We start from the raw sequence: 20,142 nt of genomic DNA on the forward strand, positions 1-20,142 counted from the left end.
CCCGGATCAATCGCTCTTATCGAACTTGCATCACAAGTTATTGGTGCAGGAAAAGCAGACTAGCCTGCAAATTTCAATTTGTGAAGCATATTACGCCGGATTTTGCCAACATAGTCTGCACGTCTCAGTGACACAGCCACACCATAGATGTATGTCGTTTGTAACATTGAGATCTTACCAGTACTACTTACAAGGAGGTATAGTATGTCTCTAGCAGAGATTGCTCGTACGGAGATGGATCGTCGCCTGGTACTGAAACTGCTCGGTGTCGGAGCCATGGGAGCTGCACTGGCAGCCTGTGGTGGTGGGTCAAGTGCAAATAGCGGACCCTATAAGGGTAAGTTCGTCATTATGAGCGCTAACGATCCCGCGCAGAACCAGCCCCTGATCAAAGGCATCGAGGCAGCCTTTCCCGGTGGGCAGGTGGTGTGGCGCGGATTGACTAGCGAGCGTTTTGTTGAATTATTTACCGCGTCAGAGGTCGCACACGATCAGATTGACCTGCTAGATCTCAATGGCCAGGACCTGCGCCGTTATGCCGTTGGCAACAGGCTGCTCACCCTCGACGATTTTTCCCACAAAGATCGCTTTGTGCCAGTAGCCTTAAAGACCTACACCGTCAAAAATAAGTTACAGGCGCTGGCCAGAGGAGGAATCAGCGGCTTCACCTTCTTCTACAATAAGAAGCTGCTAGCACAGGTTGGCTTTAAACAGGAGCCACAGACGTATGATGACCTGCGCAAGCTGGCCCTCGAACTCAAAAAGATCGGTGTGGCGCCCTTTGTGCATGCCGGAAAGGACATTTATCTCTGGCCCGTCTGGATGTTTTGGGCCCTGGCGCAGACCAGCAATAATCAAAGCGTCGATCTTACCTTCAAAACGCTGACGGGCAGCATGAAGTTTACCGATCCCGAGTATGTGGCCGCTCTAGAACTTATCTACAGCTATGCCCAGGATGGTATGTTCATCCAATCGGTTAACAACTTGGATAGCAATAGCGCGGTCGTGAACTTTACCCAGGGTAAGGCCGCCTTCTTTTATACCCATTCCAGCATTATTGGTACCTATCGCAAAGGAAGTTTCCCCAACCTGGACTTGGACCTGGTGCCTCCGCTGTTGGCGGTCAGCAATAGCAGTGTCAAGCGTGAGATGCCTGGGGGCACCGGTAGTGCGGACGCCGTCTATGCCAAAATAGCCCCTGAACGCAAACAGTTGGCCCTCAACATCCTGGACCTTATGACCAACGATAAATGGTCCAAATGGGCCTCAGATCAAAATGCCGACCCGGCTTCATGCAACAAAAATGTGCAGGCGAGCGCCGATCCTCTGGCATTGAAGTATGCCCACTCATGTGCGCCCATCCAGAATACCTACCTGGACTGGTACTGGCCGCCCGAGATCACCCAGGCCTTCCAGCAGAACATCCAGGGCCTGGTTTCGGAGACGCTCAAACCAGACACGGCGGCGCAAAAGATTCAGCAAACGATGGATGGACTGCGCCAGGATGGCTACACCTTCGCGAACTAAGGCTGCGCGCTGCTTTTATTAGATTGGAGTGTGGAAAAGCATGGCAAAATTCCAGCTTATCTCACAGGCGAAGTCAGGAACGGAGGCAATAGGACAGACGAGCGGTGGTCGCCCAAGTAGTAAACGGGCGATCTCGGTGCCGCGCAAGGTTGCGCCCTATCTCTGGCTTCTGCCCGCGTTATTGCTCTACGGCATATTCAAAATCTATCCCATGATATCGGGCATCGGGCTTGCGCTGCTCAAATGGGACGGCATCGATGACCCAGTCTTTATTGGCCTACGCAATTTTCAGCGTATGTTCAGCGATGACCAGTTGGGGATGGCACTGCTGCATAACGTGCAATATGCTATCGGCACAGTGAGCGGCAAGATTATCCTCTCACTCCTGCTGGCGGTCCTGCTCTCGCAGGAATTGCGTGGGCGCAGCGCGTATCGCACGGCATTGTTTATGCCAGTGGTGATGTCGTTTGTGGTCGTCGCACTGATATGGGCCTGGATGTATGATTATCAATTCGGCTTGGTAAATAATCTTCTGCGCGCTGTCGGCCTGGGGGCGCTGGTGCAGGACTGGCTGGGTAATCCACGATTGGCGCTGTGGTCCGAGATAGTGGTCGACATCTGGAAGTGGTATGGCTTCCACATGGTCATCTTCTTGGCTGGCCTGCAGACGATACCGGTCGAACTTCACGAGGCTGCACGCGTGGATGGCGCTACGCGCGTGCAGCAGTTTTTTCGTATCACTGTTCCGCTTCTGCAACCGGTGATGCTGATCAACGTGATGGTCTCGCTGGCTGGTGCCCTGAACGCCTTCGACATACCCTACCTGATGACCGAGGGCGGACCGGATAACGCAACGAACGTGATCGGCCTGCATATCTATCTCCAGGCCTTCAAGTTCAACGAGTTGGGCTACGGAGCCGCGCTTTCGTATGCCCTGTTTGCCTTGGTCTCCATCGTTGTGTTGATCCAGCTCAAATACATGGCTCCGCGCAATACAAACATAGGAGGGAACGGCTAATATGCGTGCCTCACTTCAGCTATCCGATACGTCTCATGCCAAACGCGCGCCGTTCCTCCTGCGCCGAGCGGTGCCCAGGCTGATCAACCATATCGTACTGTTCCTGTTCTCGCTGATTATCGTCTACCCTATCATCTGGACGGTGATAGCTTCCTTCAAGACGCAGAGCGATCTGCTATCCAATATCTGGGGTCTGCCCCGGTCGCTGGCCTGGCAAAACTATACCAACGCATGGCAGACGGCGGAGCTGGGCTACGCGCTCTTTAATAGCTTCCTGGTGGCTGTCCTGACGACGCTGCTGGTGGCCGTACTTTCGGCCTTGGCTGGCTATGCCTTGAGCACGTTTCGCTTTCGCTTCGCTGCCGCGATCCTGCTTATATTCGTGCTGACCATGCAGGCGCCGGTACCGATTATTCCGCTCTACGTCTTGCTCGTTCAGCTCAATCTGACCGACTCTTACCTAGGGCTGATCATTCCTCTGGCCGCGGCGGGGTTGCCGATCTCGATCTTCATCTTTTGGGGCTACTTTCAAAGCATTCCCCATGAACTGCGCGACGCGGCCGTGGTGGACGGTTGCAGCGAATTGAATGCCTTTGTGCGCATCGTGTTGCCAATCTCGGGACCGGCCATTGCGAGCGTGTGCATTTTGGAGTTCCTGGCGGCCTGGAACGAATACTTCTTGCCTCTGATTATAATCCGCACGCCGGAGATGCGTACCCTGCCTCTGGCGATCCAGGTGTTCTTCTACGCCTATCGTACTACTGATTTGGGGCAGGTATTTGCGGCTTTAATGGTTGGTGCGCTACCAACGATTATCATATACTTATTCTTGCAACGTCTGTTTATACGAGGTCTTACCTCGGGAGTTGTGAAAGGATAGTCATGAAACTTAGTTTTCTCACCAGCAATATCGCTGATCTGGAAAAAGCTGCCGCTTTGGGCTTCGATGGTATCGAACTCAACGCGCGCGCCTTTGGCAATCCGGCTGAAGGTGAACTGGACCGCGAGGCCATCGCTAGGACGAAGCGGCTTGCTGAGAAACATAAGGTTTCCGTCAATAGTATTGCCTATTATGACCTAGCCTGGGGAAGCTTTTCAGCGCCCGAGGCCATCACGCAGGCCTACGCACGCGTTTTTGACGCTGCGGAAGCTCTGGGCATCAATGTTATTGCCAGCATGGGCGGCTTCGATGCTCAGCGCAACTGGGAAGGCAATATCCAGCTCTTCGCTGAGCGCTTTGGACCAATCACAGCGCTGGCCGAAAAACGTGGCATGCTAATCGCGCTCGAAAACTGGATGTCGATCCATGGTCGCCTGCCCTTCAATCCGGTCAACATCGGTGGCTCGCCCGATACCTGGAATGCGCTCTTTAAAGCAGTGCCATCGAAGGCGCTGGGCCTGGAGTTTGATCCTTCACACCTCTACTGGCAAGGGATCGATCATATCCGCGCGCTACACGAATTCAAGGATCGCGTCTACCACGTGCATGCCAAAGATACCGAGATGTTGCCGGAGCGGCGCTATCGCGGCGGCGTAAATGGTGATTACTTTCGCTTCCGCATCCCCGGCTACGGCGAGATCAACTGGGCACAGTTTATTTCGGCGCTGGACGAGATTGGCTATACCGGTGATATTGCCATTGAGCACGAGGACCCAATTTATTGGAACGAGCGTTTCGACGAGGGATTGGACCGTGGCTGGCAGGTGCTCAACCCACTCATCCATCCTCAGGAACGCAACTGGCAGACTACCATTACATCATCACATACGCTCTAGCAATAAAGATGGAGAGTGTGCTGGTGTGCCTGAAGAGCACCAGCACACCCCCGCCACAGCAGACTATTTTCACGAAGGAGTTCGTTATCTATGGCCGCCAGACCCAAAATTGGCTTTATCGGTGTCGGCATGATGGGCCAACTGGCTCATCTCGCCAACTATGCCCGTTTACGCGATAGTGGCGACTGCGAGATCGCCGGAGTGAGCGACCTACAGCCCTTGCTCGCGCGAGCTGTAGGCAAAAAATACAACGTTCATGTCTACGAAAATAACGCGCAGCTCCTGGCTGATCCAACTGTTAACGCGGTTGTCTGCATTCAGCAGTGGCCTAATAATTATCAGCTGGTGAAGCAGATTCTACAGGCAGGGAAATCCGTACTTACTGAGAAACCGATGGTCGGACGTCTGGACGAAGCACAGGAGTTAATGGCGTTGGCGCGGGAGAAAGGGCTGCTCTACGCGGTCGGCTTTATGAAGCGCTACGATACCGGCGTTGAACTTGCCAGGCAACTGCTGAATGAGGTGAGAGCTAGTGACGAGCTGGGTCCGCTGCTGAGCGTTGACGCACAGTGCGATGGAGGAGATTGGCTACAGAATACTGGCACGCCGATTAAGGTAGACAATACAACGCCACTACCTCCCTTGTGCCCAACCTATCCGGATGGCTGCACTACTCCACAGCAACAGGCTGCCTATGGCTACTTGGTGAACATCTTCGCGCACAACATCAATCTCTGCCATTACCTGCTTGGTTCCGAAATGACAGTTTATGCGGCCCAGTTCCAGGCCGATCACTCGATGCAGGCGTTGTTACGTCATGAAGGAGTGCCAGTTACAGTACGCGGGGCCAGCAGTTTCTCGCCGGATTGGCGTGAATATACGACCTTCACCTTCCAAAGGGGTGAGCTGATTATTAAGACGCCAGTACCGATGAATCGTCAACAGGCGGCCAGGGTAATCGTCACGCGGTCGAGCCAGCGAGGCTATGTAACAACGGAGTATCACGCGCCGATCGACTGGGCTTTCTTCCGCGAAGCGCAAGGCTTCGTACGTGCTCTAACAGGCGAGCAGCTGTTGCGCGCGCCAGCGGAAACCTGTCTATGGGACGTACGTGTTATGGAGCGTATTATTCAGATTGCGGAGGTGCTATAAGTTATGCGACGTGCACAACTGACTATCAACTCGGTCTCGACCAGACACGGGGGATTGGAAGAGGCTTTGGATGCTTATGCTAACGCAGGCTTTACGCTGGTCGAGTTTGTATTGCCACAGCTTAAAGCGTACATCGCGCAGGGCCACACTCTTGACGATACGCGCGCTTTACTGGCACGCTACAACCTGCAGGCAATCGGCGGCTTCGAGACTGCGATTATCTGCTTTGGCTCGCCTGAGCAGCAGCGTGCCAATCACGATCTGCTTTTGAACAACGCTCGCCTCATTCACGAGCTGGGCGGCGGTACGATGGTCATCGGCACTGATGGACCTGAGCAGGTCACGAGCGATACCCTGCCCATAATCGCGGAAAATGTGCGCGATCTGGCCCGCGGGATGGAGGGGCTACAGGTCGCCATCGCCGTCGAGTTCAACTGGTCGCCGGTCATCAAGAGCCTGCATAGCGCTGTGCAGGTCGTGCAGCAGGTCGCGCATCCACAGGTGGGCATTCTCTTTGATCCCGCCCATTACTACACTACTGTAACTAAGTTTGAACACCTCACAACAGAGATAGTTCCCTTGATCAAGCATGTTCACCTCAACGATATGCGCGACAAACCGGGCGATCTCAGCAACTGTAATAGTGACCGCGTATTACCGGGACAGGGTGTTCTCGACCTGCGCGCTATCATAGCCCGCCTGGAAGAGTTTGGCTACCACGGCCTCTACTCCATCGAAATGTTTAACGAGGACCTCTGGCAACTGCCCGCCGCGCAGGCCGCTGCACAATGCTATCAGAGCTTGCTGCCATTGTGTAGCGATTAACGAGAGGAGGGGAAGGCATCGCGATCATGGGTGGAAACCCATGATCGCCGTCTCAAGACTCCCGAGCTCCTGCGCCTGTAGGGGGAGGGGATGAGGATGAAGAATGTGCTCAAGCGGGCCCGTGAATTGAGTGGATATTCGCAGCGGGAGATTGCGGACGCATTGGGTGTTGCGGTGACGACGATCAGTCGCTGGGAGAATGGGCATGTTGAGTCCATGCCCTACTATCGGCGCAAGCTAGCAGCGTTGTATGAGAAGAAGCCAGGGGAATTGTTTCCCGCGCTGATGATAGGAAAGATGATAGATCTTCCCCCGGAGGAGCAGCAACCTGAAGGACGGGGAAAGCATCCAAATTTTCTTCGACGAGAGCGTCGTCTTCGCAATTGGAGCCAGGAGGATCTCGCTGAGAAGATTGGGGCAGCGCGAGGAAGCATCAGTCGTTGGGAGCAGAAGGAGCAGGGCGCAAAGCGGTTATGATCGAGGAAGGGGTCTCAGCTTGAAAGACCCGACAGTCTCACCTTTCCCCACCTGCCTTTCTAAATCTACTCAAATGTGCTTATGCACCCTCGAATAGATTCAATTGCTGCACTTGGCCCTCACAGGAAGTCCCCATGACTTCTACGCCGCTTTGGGTCACCTGCAGCACATCGCACTCAGGACAAGCCTGAGTGTATGGCCCTCGCCGGGCAAGGAACCTCGTCAAGATGTTGTGAGCACTATTCTCATCTCGATCCATGACGAGTCCACATTCCGCGCACTGATACGTCCGCTTCCACAGTGGCATGGCTTGCAGATTCCCACAGCCACTACACTGCTTGGACGTGTTACGCTCATCTACCAACTGAAGCTCTTTCCCATACAACTGGCATTTATAGGTGAGCATTTGGACGAAGGCATACAAGCCCCAGTCATTGTAGACTGCCCGATTGAGCGCCTTGTTTCGCTCCTGATGCTCTTTCATGACCATGTGCCGTTGGGAAAGATCGCCCACGACGACAGTTCTCTCAACCAATCGCCGTGCGATGAGATGCGATGCCTTGTGCAGGCTATCGCGCTGTTTGTTGCGCTTCCTCTGCGACACGCGCTTGTACACCTTGCTCAGATGAAGATAACGACGCGACTTCTTCTTGCACTTGCTGCGTTTCGAGCGAAGCCGATCCAACTGTTTGTTGTACCAACGCGAGCCTTTGAACCCACCGATGTGATAGATCCGGCCCTCTTGCGTGACCCCAGTTGCCAGCGTCTTGATGCCCAGATCGAAAGCCACGGTGTTGCCATCGCGTTTGGCTTGCTCGGGCTCTCGGTAGCTGAAAGAGGCGTAGTAGTTACCTCTGCCATCGCGACTGATCGCCACCTCTCGAAAGCCTTCTGGAGGCAGTTCGGTGAGTGCGGCACGGATGGCAGGAAAGCGTTTGTGCTTGCCCTTGCCTCCTGTGGGCAACATGAGCGTGTTTCCCTCAAGCGTGAGATACATCGCCGGATAACAGAGGGTAAAGAAGCCATGGCGAGGGCGCACGCGGGGAAAGCCTGGGGTTTCCCCATTGGCGACGCGACGAAAGAAGGCTCGCATGGCCCCATCCAGGCGATAGTACACTTCCGCAAGCAATTTCCCATAGACCTGATTAAGTTCAGGATCATGGGCACGGCTCTCGGCCAGCGTTTTCTTGCAGGCGTTGAAGCGCCACTTCTCACCGTCTCGCAATTTCATCACCCACCAATTGTAGAGCCCTCTGCATTTTCCTTGCATGAACTCAAGGGTAGCCATGTCTTGCTCGCTGAGGTCAAGTTTGATCTTTTTGCAGAGGAGCATGAAAACCCCTTCCCTTTCAACACCACACTGAGAGAGAGACGTCGCCTCTTTCGCTAGAAACATCAGATATTCTGGTTTAGAACACTTTTTCTTGTATGGTGCGTGTAGCATACCATGATATCGTCTCTCTGTCAACGCCTCCAAAGGTGGACAACAAGCACACCTTTAAGCATAGTCGCGCACATTTTCGATTGCTGCTCTTACGCTCCTTTCCCATCGAAAGGAGTTTTTGAATGAACGAACCAATCACAACCATCGACCCGCGATACAGTGATCCAAACGCCGTTGCCACTCCATGGGAGGAGACCTGCCGCGTGCTTGAAACCGCCGAGCTGTTTTGGCTCTCGACAGGGCGAGCTGACGGTCGCCCTCATGCCACGCCGGTGGTTGCCGTCTGGACACGCCTTATGCTTCCCACTGGTTTCTAGGAGGGTAATCATGCCAACTCGCGCAGAGATTTTGGACACACTTGCGGCATCGCAGATGCAGGTCATGGCGTTTTTTCAAGGGCTGAGCCCGGAAGACCTGGAGCGCCCGGCAACGGCGAGTGATGTTCCCGGAGAAGCTCCGTGGCGCGCCAAGGATCATTTGGCTCACCTGGTGAAAAGCGAGCGCAACATCCAGCAATTGCTGTGCCGTGCACTCGCCGGCGAGACGCGAAACGTTCTATTACGTCTTCAATACCTGGTAATTGGCGCGAAGGTTAGACGCTTTTTAGCGCGAAGGGTGGGATTTTGGCGCGAAGGTTGAGCACCTCAACCATTGGTCGAGCGAGAACCCGCCTCGGAAGCGGCTCACGAATCTCGAAAGCTGTAAATTCAGGAGAGGAGGCAAAAAGCGGCCCCAGGACTGCATTCTACCAGGTGGAAGACGCCATTGTAATCCCCTGTCAGAGCGGGCCGCTCTGACATCCTACTTCGCAGGATATCCACTTAGGAGAGTATAGATGTTTCTGTGCCTTCAATACAAGCCAACCTCGAAGGGATAAAGAGGGGTAGTACCTCATTGCGCATCCCGTGGGAATAGCCAAGATGTATCAATGAGCAACCGAATTTACAAAAACGATTTGCAGCCATCCGCTTGTGGAGCGGCTTGATTCGTTACCAATGGCTGTGCTGCTCAACCTTCGCGCCAAAATCCCACCCTTCGCGCTAAAAAGCGTCTAACCTTCGCGCCAATTACCAGCAACCAGAGGTAAGGCTAGGATCACTACAAAAATCTATCACAAGGTTGCCTTGTGATAGATTTTTGTAGTGATCCTAGCCTTACCTCTATATGAGATATTTCGTTAAAAGTGCGAAAATGATATAACCATGCAAAACGAGATGAAGCGGCTTAAGCCGCTTCATCTCGTTTTGCATGGTTGCTAGATCTCTCTCAACGCTGTTTGGGTCATCCCAAACAGCATCGCCAGAGCCAGGAAGAGTCCACCGAACGGAAAGAGGATCGCCGGGCCGAACTGGTTCGAGAGCACGCCAGCCAGAGCGACCGAGAATGGATACATCCCGAAGGAGCAGAACATCAGCAGGCCCATGACACGCCCCATCAGATGGCTCGGGATGTTCAGTTGGACCGCAGTGAAGAGCAGGATCGTGAGGCCGCTGTTGGCGATGCCGCCAATCAGCATACAGACGATGGCTCCAGGGATGCCCCCAATGGGGAGAAGCGCAATCATGGCAGCCACGATCAGGCCACCCAGGAATACGATCAGCCCTTTGTGTTTGCGTTTGCCCAGCATGCCAGCGAAGATTGCCCCGACGAGCGCTCCTGCACCCCAGGCTGCCAGAATAACGCCATAGCTGCTCGCACTTCCGTGCATGGGACTGTGGATCAACGCGGGCAGCGCGACCTCTACCAGGCCTCCTGAGCATAGGCTGATCACAATAAAAAGCAGCAGGGTTACCTGAATAAGCCGCGAGGTGCGAAGATACTGCCAGAAGCTGATCCGCGTACCTTGCTCCTGGGTACTGGCTGATGGATTCTCTCGGCTTGCTCCTGCCTCTTTTGTGCTGGATGTGGCACGAGAGGGCGTGCGCATCAGGGCCAGCGAAAGCGCCGAAACGAGGAAGGTCGCCGCGTCGATGGCCAGGGCCGCTCCTGCGGTGAACGCGGCCATGACCACGCCAGCGAAAGCCGAGCCAATCAGGTTCGCACCCTGCATCGAGGACATCATCAGCCCATTGCCAGCTTGTAGGTTCTCGTTGCTCAGCGTATCCGGCAAGATGGACATAGAGGCGGGTGTGAATGCGCCCCCAAAGGCTCCCAGCGGCACAGCGATCGCGCAGAACTGAAAGACGGTGGGATGTCCTCCCAGGGCCAGCGCCGCCAGGAGAGCCATCAGCAGCAGACGCACGGCATCCGCCATCAGCATGACCCGCCGCGGGTGTAGGCGATCCGAGAGCCAACCGCCCACCAGCATGCTCGCCGCGCGGGGAATACCGTAGGCGGTCAGCACAAGACCCAGTTCCTGGGCGCTGCCGCCCGTCGTCAGGACGAGCCACGGCAATGCGACGGCATAGAGCGCATCGCCGAGGACGGAGATCGTCTGACCACCAAAGAGCAGCGTAAAATTGTGCACGCGAAAGGGGTGAAACATCCCTCCCCCAACTGGTTGGGCCGCGTTGGGTTCCCGGGAACCAGCCTGCGCGAGGACCTCGCCGTCCTGCTTGAGCAGCGTGGGCGGTTGCGCCACGCTGGGAGACACTGTTTCGTTCTCTGGAGGCATATCTGTTGACATGGGAATGTTCCTTTCCTGTGCGAGGGTCTCACCGTCCTGCTTGAGCAGCGTGGGGGGGTTGCGCCGCGCTGCTGGACACTATTTCGTTCTCTGGATGCATATATCGCGACATGTGAATGTAATTTCCTGATGCTCCGCTTGGTTCTGGCGCGTGTTGCTTCACTGCTCCAACCAGAGGACCGTTCCGTCCCTGCACGTGCTCCCGTTTCACCTAGTCTCCAGGTATTTCCGGATTACACTCACCGCTTCGCTCACCCCATCCTCCGCTCTAATCTTCGCTCCCAGTTCCTCGGCCTTCCCCTGCATCGCGCGATTAGTCGTGGCTTCGGTAATCGCCGCTGCCAGATTTTCGGCTGTCAGTCTCGCTCGGGGAATCAGCCTGGTGCCTGCCCCTAACGCATGCACGCGCCGCCCCCAGAATGGTTGATCGGACAGCATGGGCACGATCACTGATGGCACCCCTGCCCGCAGGCTCGCGGCCGTTGTCCCCGCCCCACCGTGATGCACCACCGCCGCCATGCGCGGGAACAGCCAGCTATGCGGAGCATAGTTGAGCAAGAATACGTCTTCTGGCAGATCCGACGCCCCAATCCCTGCCCACCCACTGAGCAAGATGGCCCGCTTTCCCGTCCGCTTCACGGCATCCAGCAGGAGACGGGTGGTGGCTTCCGGCTGGCGTTCGCGCATACTGCCGAAACCGATATACACCGGCTTCTCACCCCCGGCCAGGAAATCACGCAATGCTTGGGGCACTTCCCAGCCGCTCTCCTCATCAAAGAGATAACCGGTGATATGATGCTGCGGCTGCCAGTCAGCAGGTGGGGGGAGCACCGCAGGGCTGACCAGCAACACCGAGGGCGTGGCCTCGAGCAGGGCACGATGCTTCACCCAGGTCTGTTTCGGCAGGCCCAGATAGTGCTTGCGAACCTGATTGCCGTACCTACCCATCACCCACCACTGCGACCGCCGTACCACCCCACCAGCCCATTGATTGTAGGTCGCAGCCGGCATGGGAAGCCAAGTAGGTCGTTCGGGGAACATGCCCAGGAACTCGGTGGTGGGAATCCAGGGCTGCAGATTCAGGTGGAGGAAGCGAACGTCCGGTGTTTCCAGAGCACCATTTACCAGCCCCAAGAGCCCTTCGTTCACCAGCACGATATCGCCAGTCTGAATCACCTCCGCGATTTCCTTGCCCATCTGAACCATCGTTTGCGTCATCCTGCGCATCCAACGCATCGTCTGCAGTGGTGTGCGGTTGTTAGCCTGCTCATCGAGCAACGCTTGCATCTGGAAGCTGAGTCCGGCAAAGACGATCCCTCGGCCTTCGACCCATTCTCGGAAGGACTCCTCGGCGACCAGCACGACCTCATAGCCGACTTGTTGGAGGGCTTGCCCCAACACGACATTGGGGCGGACATCTCCCCAGGACCCGGTGGCAATCATCACGATACGCATGGTGTTCTTCTCCCCACGTCTGGCGTGTGTTATAATGCAAATCACTTGATCATCCAGCAAATCCTCTTGGATTTATGCTAGTTTCACAAGCAATATCACTTAATAATTTACCTTGATTAACAAGATAAATATACCTTACAGGAAGGTGATCATTTTGTCAAGGGATTTACAGGGAAAATCTCCAGAGACGCTCGCCAGATTGACGCGAGAGCTGAGGCAGTGCTATGGACTGGGCGCATCCTTCTTTCGGGCGGCTGCCACTCGCATCGAGATGACAGACACCGACATCCAGGTCCTCGATCTCCTGGAGAATGGGGGGGAAGCGTCAGCCGGCCAGCTTGCAGATCTCATGGGACTCACCACCGGAACTTTCACCGGCATCCTCAACCGGTTGGAGAAGGCCGGCCTGATCCAGAGGACTCGCGACCCTAACGATGGCCGCAGAGTCCTCGTTCAGCTTGCCTCGGACACAGACAGCCGGCATAACCGTGGCCCGCTGTTCGATGCCCTCGGGAAGGCATGGGAGGACCTTGCGTCGCACTACGACGAGGAGCAGCTCGCCTTCCTCCTCGCGTTTCTGCAACGCAGCAACGAGATCGCTCGGCAGGAAATTGCCCGGTTGCGAGAAGCGCCAGAGGGCGAGGGAGGGATCTTCTCCGCGCCGCTGGAAGCACATGCTCACGGTCGGCTCGTCTTCGCCTCCGGGATCACTCGGCTATTCGTGCGTGCGGACGACAACAGCGCCACCCTCTACCAGGCCCGTTTCGAGGGACCGGCGCCCAACGTGAAGACCAAAGATGGGGTGGTCACGATCCGCTATCCCCGCTATCTGGGGGTGGTGGACTGGAGGCAACGCGCATCCGAAGTGTCCCTCAACGTCGCCATCCCCTGGCAGATCGTGGTCCAGGGCGGGGCAGCGGACATCACCGCTGAATTAGGTGGTCTCGATCTCGTCGGGCTGGAGGTCAAGGGGGGACTCAGTTCCATCCACCTGGAGCTTCCTGTGCCCTCCAGGGTCGTTCCCATCCAGATCAGCGGGGGAGCAACAGTGGTGACGATTCGACGTCCGGGAGGGGTTGCGGCCCGCGTCCACCTCAAGGGGTGGGTCTCCGAATTGCGCTTCGACGATCAAACCTTCAGTCATGTGGGCAACGACGTGCGGCTCCAAAGCTCGGACATGGACCCCACGGCCCCATGCTACGACATCGACGTTGCGGGCTCCGCCAGCAACGTCACCATTACCGCGGGTTGACACGAGCAAACGAGCCACCGCTCGATTCAGGGGCATGGAAGCCGTTCATTTTCGGATGCAAGGCTTCCGCTCAACTCGCAGGAGCTCGCTAGTTATATGGTACGTCGTATCCTGGACTTTGCACATTTTTACTGAAGAGCCTTTTTGACCTCTGCCAGTACACTGCAAGGAATAGTAGTGTCCGTTGTGCGAGAAAAGGAGGTTTCTTCCAGTGTTCCCACATCCTCTTGCGAGCCTTTTAGCTCCATTCCGAGGAGCTTTCACGAGGCCGACCTGGCAAAAGGTCGTGCAACTTATTGAAGGAACGCTCCTGACGCATGGACGCAGGACAGTAACAGCAGCGCTACGAGCGGCAGGACTGCAAGAAGAAAGGCATTTCAATCTCTTCCACCATGTCCTCAGTCGCGCTCGCTGGTCTCCTCTTCGAATCAGTCGCCTTCTATTGCTGCTGCTCGTTCAGACGTTTGTTCCCAAAGGGGCAACAGTTGAAATCGTAGCAGATGAAACGTTAGAGCGGCGATGGGGACCACATATTACGAAGTGTGGATACTACCATGACCCTGTGCGCTCGTCAGAGAAGCAAAAGAGGATCAGTCGTGGTTTGAGGTGGCTTTGCCTGATGCTCATCGTCACCCCTCCGTGGACGAGCCGACCCTGGGCACTTCCTTTTCTCTGTGTCTTGTTGACTTCCGAGGAGGTCGATATGAGGTTAGGGCGCCGGCATAAAACCGTTCCAGACTGGACTAAACAACTCATGAAGCTCGTACGCCGATGGTTCCCTGATCGAGCTATCAAGCTTGTTGGTGATGGCGCATATAGTGTTGTAGAGTTGGGAACGGCCTGCCGAAAACAGCAGATCACGCTCATCGCCCCGTTGCGTTTTGATGCCTGTCTCTATACGCCTCCTCCAACACGTCAACCACGCCAAATGGGGCGACCACGCCTGATAGGCCAACGCCTCCCGCAGTTTGATCAGGTGCTCTTTGACCCACATACTACCTGGCAGCAAGCCTGGGTCACATGGTATGGACAAGGCAAACGGCGGATCGAATGGTGCAGTGCAACGGCACTGTGGTATCGCGGAGGTCAAACGCCTTTACCTATCCGATGGGTTTTGAGCCGTGATCCCGAGGGGAAACACGAGCCACGAGCCTACTTCTCGACTGATCAAACCCAATCTGGCCTCTCTATCATCACCGATTTTATGAAACGCTGGTGTGCTGAAGTCACCTTTGAAGAGAGCCGGGCACATTTAGGTGTGGAGACACAGCGACAATGGTCAGACAAGGCGATCGAACGGATGACGCCTTGCCTCTTTGGGCTCTACAGCTTGGTCGCGTTTCTTGGTCACCACCACCATCCCACAGGGGATATTCCATTCCAACAAACAGCGTGGTACCGAAAGCGCCAGGCGACGTTCGCCGATGTGCTTGCTGTTGTGCGGCGTCATCTGTGGAATGATTTCCGTTATTCGACATTGCCCCAAAACCCTAATGTCATTTTACTTCCGCGCTCAGACCTCTCTCGCTTCGCTGATATCGTCTGTTCCTCAGCTTAAAATGTGCAAAGTCCAGGTATCTTTTCGTCAAAAAAACACCGAAAGGCCTATTATAAAATTGTAGCCAGCTAGTAACATTCCAGATAATGGTAGCAAACAGGGAGACAATAAGTGTAGTTGTCAGCACAGATGCGTAATGAAGAGCACGGCGAAGCTCTGATCCCTGTAGCTCATCAGTTCCGACCGCAAGCAAGAGAGCACCAAACCCCAAGAAAGGAAACACGCTAGCTACGATATTGTAAAGAACCTCTTGAACGCTTGGCAAAGCGTCGTAAGAATACTCGACAAAACCAAGAACAATACTTCCTGTAAAGAAAGGGGTCAGCGCATCCAAACCTGAAAACTGTACGCTAAGCTCTGTTCTATAGCTATCTTCAGCCACGCTTCATATCTAACCGCATGAGGAGCGATGCTATAGATGGGGTCATTGCATTATCCTCTGCTTTTTGTATGCGAAGCAAAAAAGTAGAACTACCAGGCCCTGCGTTAAGATAGCGAGACGGCAGCCGCAAAGTGGATAAGTGCGGCACAGTTTTGAATGGCAAGCGCCTCCCATCTTCTCAAGAGTACCATTGTGCAATGGAACATATTCCATTTCTTATGGTGTCCGAAAGAATACACAGACGGACAACACAAAGAAGGTTGTCTGAGTCTAGAGAAGACTCATATCGTTGATCGTCTATCTCATTTCGTAGAAGGAGCGAGGTTTCAATGGACACTTCAAAGCAAAAGTTCATTTCACACTTCTTGTTCGTCGGAGAACAATGCGGCAAAGCTGAAGAAGCTATTACATTCTACATGTCCTTGTTCAAGAATTCACGCCTCTTGCATATCGAACGGTGGAGCGAGGGCGAAGATAAAGAAGAGGCAGCAGGAACCGTCAAGCTTGCCAGGTTCTCTCTCAATGGACAGGAATTTCAAGCCCAGGATAGCGGCAGACAACATGCTTTTACCTTCACCCCGGCTCTGTCGATATTTGTACAATGCGAAACAGAACCAGAAATCGATGGGTTGTTTCAAAAGCTTTCTGAAGGCGGCACGGTTTTCATGCCTCTTGATAGATATCCGTTCAGCGAAAAGTTTGGTTGGATTGCAGACAAATACGGGGTTTCATGGCAATTGAACCTGCAAGGAAATTAACTCTTTCGTCTGGTTCTTTGGTCGCTGCGAGAAACCAAACGATCATCAAACTGGACCGATAATCTACATTATCGGTCCAGTTCTGGCCAGAATCTCGGTGTTATCGGCAGAGTTGACCATTTTATTGCGCAAAAAACTCTGCCGATAATGTAACTGTGCCGGACTTATCTACTTTGCGGCTAGAGGGCTTCTTCCTTAACTCAGAGCCTACCAACGGGAAAACGGTTTGCTCACGAGAAAACTCGTCGCAGAATCCTTAGCGTACTCTTTTCAGGTTTGGATACGCTGACCCCTATGACCCTGCAGGCAAGTGGGTGTATAGCAAAGGCGAGCGCCAGCTGCGCCAAGCAAGGTGTCGAGTTCTGGAGCTATGGAGAGATCCAGGAGGCCAGCACTGGTATCAATCTTCTGTACAAAAGCATGAATTCTAACATCATGGCCGAGTATTGCAGTGCTCATGAAACCTACCTTATCTTACCAGATGAGGAGTACGACGCGACCACAGGCACCGTAAAAGAGGCAGGGCAGTACACATACACAGTTGTGCCAACGCCAGAAGATGACAGCCTTGATCTGCCCAGCAACCCATTTGAGAGTGACCTAGAAGAGCTTGGCGACCACCCATTTTAGTGCAGGAAAGCAAAGTAGCGTATACTAGAGGCATCACGTTAGAAGCACCAGGAACGGGCAAAGGTAGCACGAGCCCGCCCTGGTGAGATCGGAAAAGAGCAACGCTCTTGCTCATATGATAACAGAAAGAGGCTATCACTATGGCTGTTAAGCAGAAGATAGACAGTACAATTGCACACCGCCAGGCGGGTATGATTGCGGCTTTTATGTGGCAGGATGAAGCCAACGAGGGGAACCTGGACGCTAAAGAGGTTGGAGTTGATTATACCTTTATTGTAGGCACCTTGCCCGACGAGGTGAACGGCTCGCCTGTTTACTTGGTACACGTCCAGGGCACCGCTACCAGCACATTCGGCTATTCCTATCCCATCGAGAAAACGCTCAAGGTCTACATCCCCGATCGTGAGGACGATGAAGATAGAGAGCCAGTAGCTGTAGAGGCCACAGAGGAAGAGGAAAATGCGTGCGAACAACACGGGCGCGCCCTGGCTTGCAAAGAGTACGGCGAGCTAATGCATATCGTTGATACTGGAGCCTATACCGAATCATCCATAGACGGCTCGTACTGGTATCCAGATGAAGACGGCCAGAACATCAGCCATCGCATTGGAGAGCTGGACTGGATGGGCCTCTCTGTTGGCGAACACTTTGCGAAGCAGGAAGATGGAACATACAAGCTGGAGCCTGCCACCCAGGAGGAAATAGACGCCTTCGAAAAGGCCAAAGCAGAGGCAGACGAAGAAGAGTAACCCACCACATCACACAAGGAGGGATTTATGACAGAGAAGAAAGATACCTCAGGATTGTTTAGATTGAACCTTGGGCAGATACGAGCGGAATTGAAAGATATGGAGCTTAATGATTGCCGCGTCCTGATTGTCCTTATGGCTACTGAAATAGGCCCATTTCCAACGTTCGTGCTACCAGGGGCAAGATAGCAATATTGCTGGAGACGGTTCAGATTTTCAATACAAAAAAACTTGAGGGTTTATTAGGCCCATCGGTGAGATTCTAACGAAAAAAGTAAGCCATTAGCTTTTTCATGCCATGAATTTATGATAAGGCTCGTTTTCCTTCTTGGCTCAAAATATTAAGGTTTTATCGGATTTTACCGAGATCGCGATTGACGACGTTTCTTTCGTTTCTTTGAAAACCTCTGATGTGGTCCTATTTGTCTTTCTTGTCTCGGCGATGCCATGATTTCTCGAGCTAATTGTGTTTCATTCCCTACTGGGTATGTAAATTCTTCAGAAAGTGGCGTTGTAGAGTGTCCAGAGAAATAATCTTGGAGAAGGTTATGGATGAATTTATATCCTCCTCCCACTTTGTCAAGCAAGATACGCTCTGCTGCGTGGTCAAGAAAGCTGGTAGCATTTAAAGGCATCTTTCCTTCAAACTGGAGGAACACACGTAGGATGTAATGTTGTATACATGCGAGTCCACCATACTTCAGTCCAGAAGCCAAAGCAGCACATATTCCAAAAACCAATCCAATGAATAGGGGATTGATAATTAGTTGGGGCGAACTATCGAGTCCAGGGATAAGCCTATCCCACAACCATGTCATAACAGTCGTATCCACGACTGCTATCGAGCCACAAGCGATAGCCCAAATCAAACTATGGTAAAATGAGCGCCGTATTCCTTGATTCGGCCTTACACGCTGATTTTTCTCTAATAAGCTGCTTGACCACCCACCCGCTAACCCGACTGTTATTGCAAAGCTCAGTGATACCACTAGTGGAAGTCCCAATCCTGCAATAAAACCAATAAGGTATTCCTTCGCTAGACCTTCATTGATATGAAATCCCATTCTCATCCCTACGAGAAATAAGTCGATAAATATAGTAATGTTAAAAATTTTTGTTATAAGGCGTATATTGTTGCCTATATTCTCCCATGCATGTCTCCAAGACCAATGGCCTACTTCTGTAGGCTGTATTATTGAGTTTTGTTTCAGGTGTTTTCCAAGAACAAATCCCACTATGGGCCCAGTAAACAAACCATATCCAATAATGCCAATGATCACTCTAAGGAGCAATCCGAGGCTAGGTGCGGTGATGAGAAAGCCTCCTAACGCACCCACAAAACCGAGGAACAGTGTACTTCCATGTATGATCACTCTATGGGCACGACGTGCATGTTCTTCTGTCAGCCAATCGAATTGTATATGCTCGATAAAAAACTCCTCTTGATGGGTTTGCTTCATATATTTTGCTAGTTGCTGTAGCGACTGCACGGTTTTCTCTTCTGAATAGCGGGCTATACCTCCTCGTTTAAACATTTGTTGAATATACGTTAAAAATATCTTTTGCCGACGTTCCTCCAGTGTTCCCGTCAATACATCTTGTTCGATGGATACGTCTTGGTAAGCTGACATAAAAACACTTAACATCAATGGAGTCGTCAGTAATTCTTGTAAAATCGGATCATGGTGTAAGGTATCCTGCACTATTGTAAACAATCCTCTCCTTTGAGAGAGATGTGTGAGGACTTGCTGTAAAGCAAGCGGTTGAATTGTTATTATCCTCTGAATGTCAAGTTGAACTTTTTGGTGCAGGTAGTCTGTTAAGCGACTGCATATGACAATGGATACAAAACCTTGTTGTCGTAGATACGCATTAATAGCCTGTATACACTCCTGACGGACCCTGACAGCCAATTGATCAAAGCCATCAAGCAGCACAACCAGACTGTTATTCCTGATCCAAACTTGAGCCACTTTTTCTTGAACGCGATATTTATCATGGAGTTCCTCAACAAGCCATTCAGCAAGAGACCTTCGCTTCTTTCCCCACGACCGCAAATCAAAAATAACGGGTATGGGATGAGAATCGTCTTGTACAGCCTTATCAAGGAGGTTGCGGGCAAGTTCCAAGAGCAAAATGGTTTTACCTGTTCCTGGTTCTCCCAGAATGAGGAGTTGCCCTCCAGATTGATCATAAACTTGCGCTATAGATAACCCTGTAGGAAGAGGGAGCAAAGGTTTGTTGGATTCTTGCACAACAGATTTCCAGGGATTTACTTCTTCATTGAGTTGATAGTGAAACGCAACAGAAATTCTGTCCATTTCATGGAATGCACGGTCGAGAATGGGATCAACTCTCCATACCTGTACTCTCTTAAGCATCTCTCGTCTATTGTATCGTTGTTCTGCTTCGTTCAAAGAAGGGATGACTGTTTGATGCAAATTGATATCGCGAACTGCGTTGTATTGGTTCTCGACACGCTGCTTGCGCTGATCAAACTTTGTCATGCAACA

19 protein-coding genes are annotated in these 20,142 nt (G+C 53.0%); 15 read left to right on the forward strand and 4 right to left on the reverse strand.

All coding sequences use genetic code 11. From position 1 onward, the window contains the following. The first annotated feature begins 204 nt into the window (after positions 1 to 204). From KRAC_RS51675 to KRAC_RS51705, 7 genes are all read left to right on the forward strand, one after another. Positions 205 to 1,527, forward strand: a complete 1,323-nt coding sequence (locus KRAC_RS51675; protein WP_007920993.1) for an ABC transporter substrate-binding protein — start codon at positions 205 to 207, stop codon at positions 1,525 to 1,527. 40 nt (positions 1,528 to 1,567) lie between these two features. Next, complete coding sequence (locus KRAC_RS51680; protein WP_007920995.1) at positions 1,568 to 2,545, forward strand: carbohydrate ABC transporter permease; 978 nt, start codon at positions 1,568 to 1,570, stop codon at positions 2,543 to 2,545. 1 nt (position 2,546) lies between these two features. Next, the gene (locus KRAC_RS51685) at positions 2,547 to 3,425 is read left to right on the forward strand and encodes a carbohydrate ABC transporter permease (RefSeq protein ID WP_007920997.1); all 879 of its coding nucleotides are present in this window, start codon (positions 2,547 to 2,549) and stop codon (positions 3,423 to 3,425) included. A 2-nt stretch (positions 3,426 to 3,427) separates the two neighbouring features. Further along, the gene (locus KRAC_RS51690; protein WP_007920999.1) at positions 3,428 to 4,321 is read left to right on the forward strand and encodes a sugar phosphate isomerase/epimerase family protein; all 894 of its coding nucleotides are present in this window, start codon (positions 3,428 to 3,430) and stop codon (positions 4,319 to 4,321) included. 90 nt (positions 4,322 to 4,411) lie between these two features. Beyond that, the gene (locus KRAC_RS51695) at positions 4,412 to 5,473 is read left to right on the forward strand and encodes a Gfo/Idh/MocA family protein (RefSeq protein ID WP_007921001.1); all 1,062 of its coding nucleotides are present in this window, start codon (positions 4,412 to 4,414) and stop codon (positions 5,471 to 5,473) included. Positions 5,474 to 5,476: 3 nt separating this feature from the next. After that, positions 5,477 to 6,298: a sugar phosphate isomerase/epimerase family protein gene (locus KRAC_RS51700; RefSeq protein ID WP_007921003.1), complete on the forward strand. Its 822-nt coding sequence runs from the start codon at positions 5,477 to 5,479 to the stop codon at positions 6,296 to 6,298. Between the two features lie 96 nt (positions 6,299 to 6,394). Then, entirely contained in the window at positions 6,395 to 6,775 is a 381-nt protein-coding gene (locus KRAC_RS51705; protein ID WP_007921013.1) for a helix-turn-helix transcriptional regulator, read from the forward strand. A gap of 79 nt (positions 6,776 to 6,854) precedes the next feature. Here KRAC_RS51705 and KRAC_RS51710 read toward each other — a convergent pair whose 3' ends face one another. Beyond that, positions 6,855 to 8,108 carry an RNA-guided endonuclease InsQ/TnpB family protein gene (locus tag KRAC_RS51710; RefSeq protein ID WP_040447528.1) on the reverse strand — a complete coding sequence of 418 codons (1,254 nt, stop codon included), beginning with the start codon at positions 8,106 to 8,108 and terminating at the stop codon, positions 6,855 to 6,857. Positions 8,109 to 8,341: 233 nt separating this feature from the next. Here KRAC_RS51710 and KRAC_RS51715 point away from each other — a divergent pair, with 233 nt between their 5' ends. Together KRAC_RS51715 and KRAC_RS51720 are read left to right on the forward strand one after the other, a co-directional pair. Further along, positions 8,342 to 8,536 (forward strand): PNPOx family protein, encoded by a 195-nt coding sequence (locus KRAC_RS51715; protein WP_007921015.1) that lies wholly within the window; start codon positions 8,342 to 8,344, stop codon positions 8,534 to 8,536. A 10-nt stretch (positions 8,537 to 8,546) separates the two neighbouring features. Then, positions 8,547 to 8,858 carry a hypothetical protein gene (locus KRAC_RS51720; protein ID WP_007921016.1) on the forward strand — a complete coding sequence of 104 codons (312 nt, stop codon included), beginning with the start codon at positions 8,547 to 8,549 and terminating at the stop codon, positions 8,856 to 8,858. A 616-nt stretch (positions 8,859 to 9,474) separates the two neighbouring features. On the opposite strand, the gene KRAC_RS51725 is transcribed toward KRAC_RS51720, so the two are convergent. Further along, entirely contained in the window at positions 9,475 to 10,845 is a 1,371-nt protein-coding gene (locus KRAC_RS51725; protein ID WP_007921018.1) for an MFS transporter, read from the reverse strand. Between the two features lie 207 nt (positions 10,846 to 11,052). Continuing rightward, complete coding sequence (locus tag KRAC_RS51730; RefSeq protein ID WP_007921022.1) at positions 11,053 to 12,300, reverse strand: glycosyltransferase; 1,248 nt, start codon at positions 12,298 to 12,300, stop codon at positions 11,053 to 11,055. A gap of 145 nt (positions 12,301 to 12,445) precedes the next feature. Here KRAC_RS51730 and KRAC_RS51735 point away from each other — a divergent pair, with 145 nt between their 5' ends. The 6 genes from KRAC_RS51735 (at position 12,446) to KRAC_RS73040 (ending at position 17,818) form a co-directional block, all read left to right on the forward strand. Further along, positions 12,446 to 13,552: a MarR family winged helix-turn-helix transcriptional regulator gene (locus tag KRAC_RS51735; RefSeq protein WP_420795865.1), complete on the forward strand. Its 1,107-nt coding sequence runs from the start codon at positions 12,446 to 12,448 to the stop codon at positions 13,550 to 13,552. A 211-nt stretch (positions 13,553 to 13,763) separates the two neighbouring features. Further along, positions 13,764 to 15,110: an IS701 family transposase gene (locus tag KRAC_RS51740; RefSeq protein WP_007921025.1), complete on the forward strand. Its 1,347-nt coding sequence runs from the start codon at positions 13,764 to 13,766 to the stop codon at positions 15,108 to 15,110. Positions 15,111 to 15,821: 711 nt separating this feature from the next. Next, positions 15,822 to 16,250 carry a VOC family protein gene (locus tag KRAC_RS51745; protein WP_007921027.1) on the forward strand — a complete coding sequence of 143 codons (429 nt, stop codon included), beginning with the start codon at positions 15,822 to 15,824 and terminating at the stop codon, positions 16,248 to 16,250. Between the two features lie 294 nt (positions 16,251 to 16,544). Next, positions 16,545 to 16,880 carry a hypothetical protein gene (locus KRAC_RS51750; protein ID WP_007921029.1) on the forward strand — a complete coding sequence of 112 codons (336 nt, stop codon included), beginning with the start codon at positions 16,545 to 16,547 and terminating at the stop codon, positions 16,878 to 16,880. 140 nt (positions 16,881 to 17,020) lie between these two features. Continuing rightward, complete coding sequence (locus tag KRAC_RS51755; protein ID WP_007921034.1) at positions 17,021 to 17,629, forward strand: hypothetical protein; 609 nt, start codon at positions 17,021 to 17,023, stop codon at positions 17,627 to 17,629. Between the two features lie 27 nt (positions 17,630 to 17,656). Continuing rightward, positions 17,657 to 17,818 (forward strand): hypothetical protein, encoded by a 162-nt coding sequence (locus KRAC_RS73040; RefSeq protein WP_007921035.1) that lies wholly within the window; start codon positions 17,657 to 17,659, stop codon positions 17,816 to 17,818. A 170-nt stretch (positions 17,819 to 17,988) separates the two neighbouring features. Here KRAC_RS73040 and KRAC_RS51760 read toward each other — a convergent pair whose 3' ends face one another. After that, the gene (locus KRAC_RS51760; protein WP_007921036.1) at positions 17,989 to 20,136 is read right to left on the reverse strand and encodes an NACHT domain-containing protein; all 2,148 of its coding nucleotides are present in this window, start codon (positions 20,134 to 20,136) and stop codon (positions 17,989 to 17,991) included. Positions 20,137 to 20,142: the final 6 nt, after the last annotated feature.

Source organism: Ktedonobacter racemifer DSM 44963, assembly GCF_000178855.1.
Classification (GTDB): Bacteria; Chloroflexota; Ktedonobacteria; order Ktedonobacterales; family Ktedonobacteraceae; genus Ktedonobacter; species Ktedonobacter racemifer.

Bases quoted from the DNA above. Each gene is read 5' to 3' on its own strand.
- KRAC_RS51705 (WP_007921013.1), top strand. From the start codon at position 6,395: ATGAAGAATGTGCTCAAGCGGGCCCGTGAATTGAGTGGATATTCGCAG.
- KRAC_RS51700 (WP_007921003.1), top strand. From the start codon at position 5,477: ATGCGACGTGCACAACTGACTATCAACTCGGTCTCGACCAGACACGGG.
- KRAC_RS51715 (WP_007921015.1), top strand. From the start codon at position 8,342: ATGAACGAACCAATCACAACCATCGACCCGCGATACAGTGATCCAAAC.
- KRAC_RS51745 (WP_007921027.1), top strand. From the start codon at position 15,822: ATGGACACTTCAAAGCAAAAGTTCATTTCACACTTCTTGTTCGTCGGA.
- KRAC_RS51730 (WP_007921022.1), bottom strand. From the start codon at position 12,300: ATGCGTATCGTGATGATTGCCACCGGGTCCTGGGGAGATGTCCGCCCC.
- KRAC_RS51750 (WP_007921029.1), top strand. From the start codon at position 16,545: ATGACCCTGCAGGCAAGTGGGTGTATAGCAAAGGCGAGCGCCAGCTGC.
- KRAC_RS51695 (WP_007921001.1), top strand. From the start codon at position 4,412: ATGGCCGCCAGACCCAAAATTGGCTTTATCGGTGTCGGCATGATGGGC.
- KRAC_RS51725 (WP_007921018.1), bottom strand. From the start codon at position 10,845: ATGTCAACAGATATGCCTCCAGAGAACGAAACAGTGTCTCCCAGCGTG.
- KRAC_RS51690 (WP_007920999.1), top strand. From the start codon at position 3,428: ATGAAACTTAGTTTTCTCACCAGCAATATCGCTGATCTGGAAAAAGCT.
- KRAC_RS51760 (WP_007921036.1), bottom strand. From the start codon at position 20,136: ATGACAAAGTTTGATCAGCGCAAGCAGCGTGTCGAGAACCAATACAAC.
- KRAC_RS51710 (WP_040447528.1), bottom strand. From the start codon at position 8,108: ATGCTCCTCTGCAAAAAGATCAAACTTGACCTCAGCGAGCAAGACATG.
- KRAC_RS51675 (WP_007920993.1), top strand. From the start codon at position 205: ATGTCTCTAGCAGAGATTGCTCGTACGGAGATGGATCGTCGCCTGGTA.
- KRAC_RS51680 (WP_007920995.1), top strand. From the start codon at position 1,568: ATGGCAAAATTCCAGCTTATCTCACAGGCGAAGTCAGGAACGGAGGCA.
- KRAC_RS51755 (WP_007921034.1), top strand. From the start codon at position 17,021: ATGGCTGTTAAGCAGAAGATAGACAGTACAATTGCACACCGCCAGGCG.
- KRAC_RS51685 (WP_007920997.1), top strand. From the start codon at position 2,547: ATGCGTGCCTCACTTCAGCTATCCGATACGTCTCATGCCAAACGCGCG.
- KRAC_RS73040 (WP_007921035.1), top strand. From the start codon at position 17,657: ATGACAGAGAAGAAAGATACCTCAGGATTGTTTAGATTGAACCTTGGG.
- KRAC_RS51720 (WP_007921016.1), top strand. From the start codon at position 8,547: ATGCCAACTCGCGCAGAGATTTTGGACACACTTGCGGCATCGCAGATG.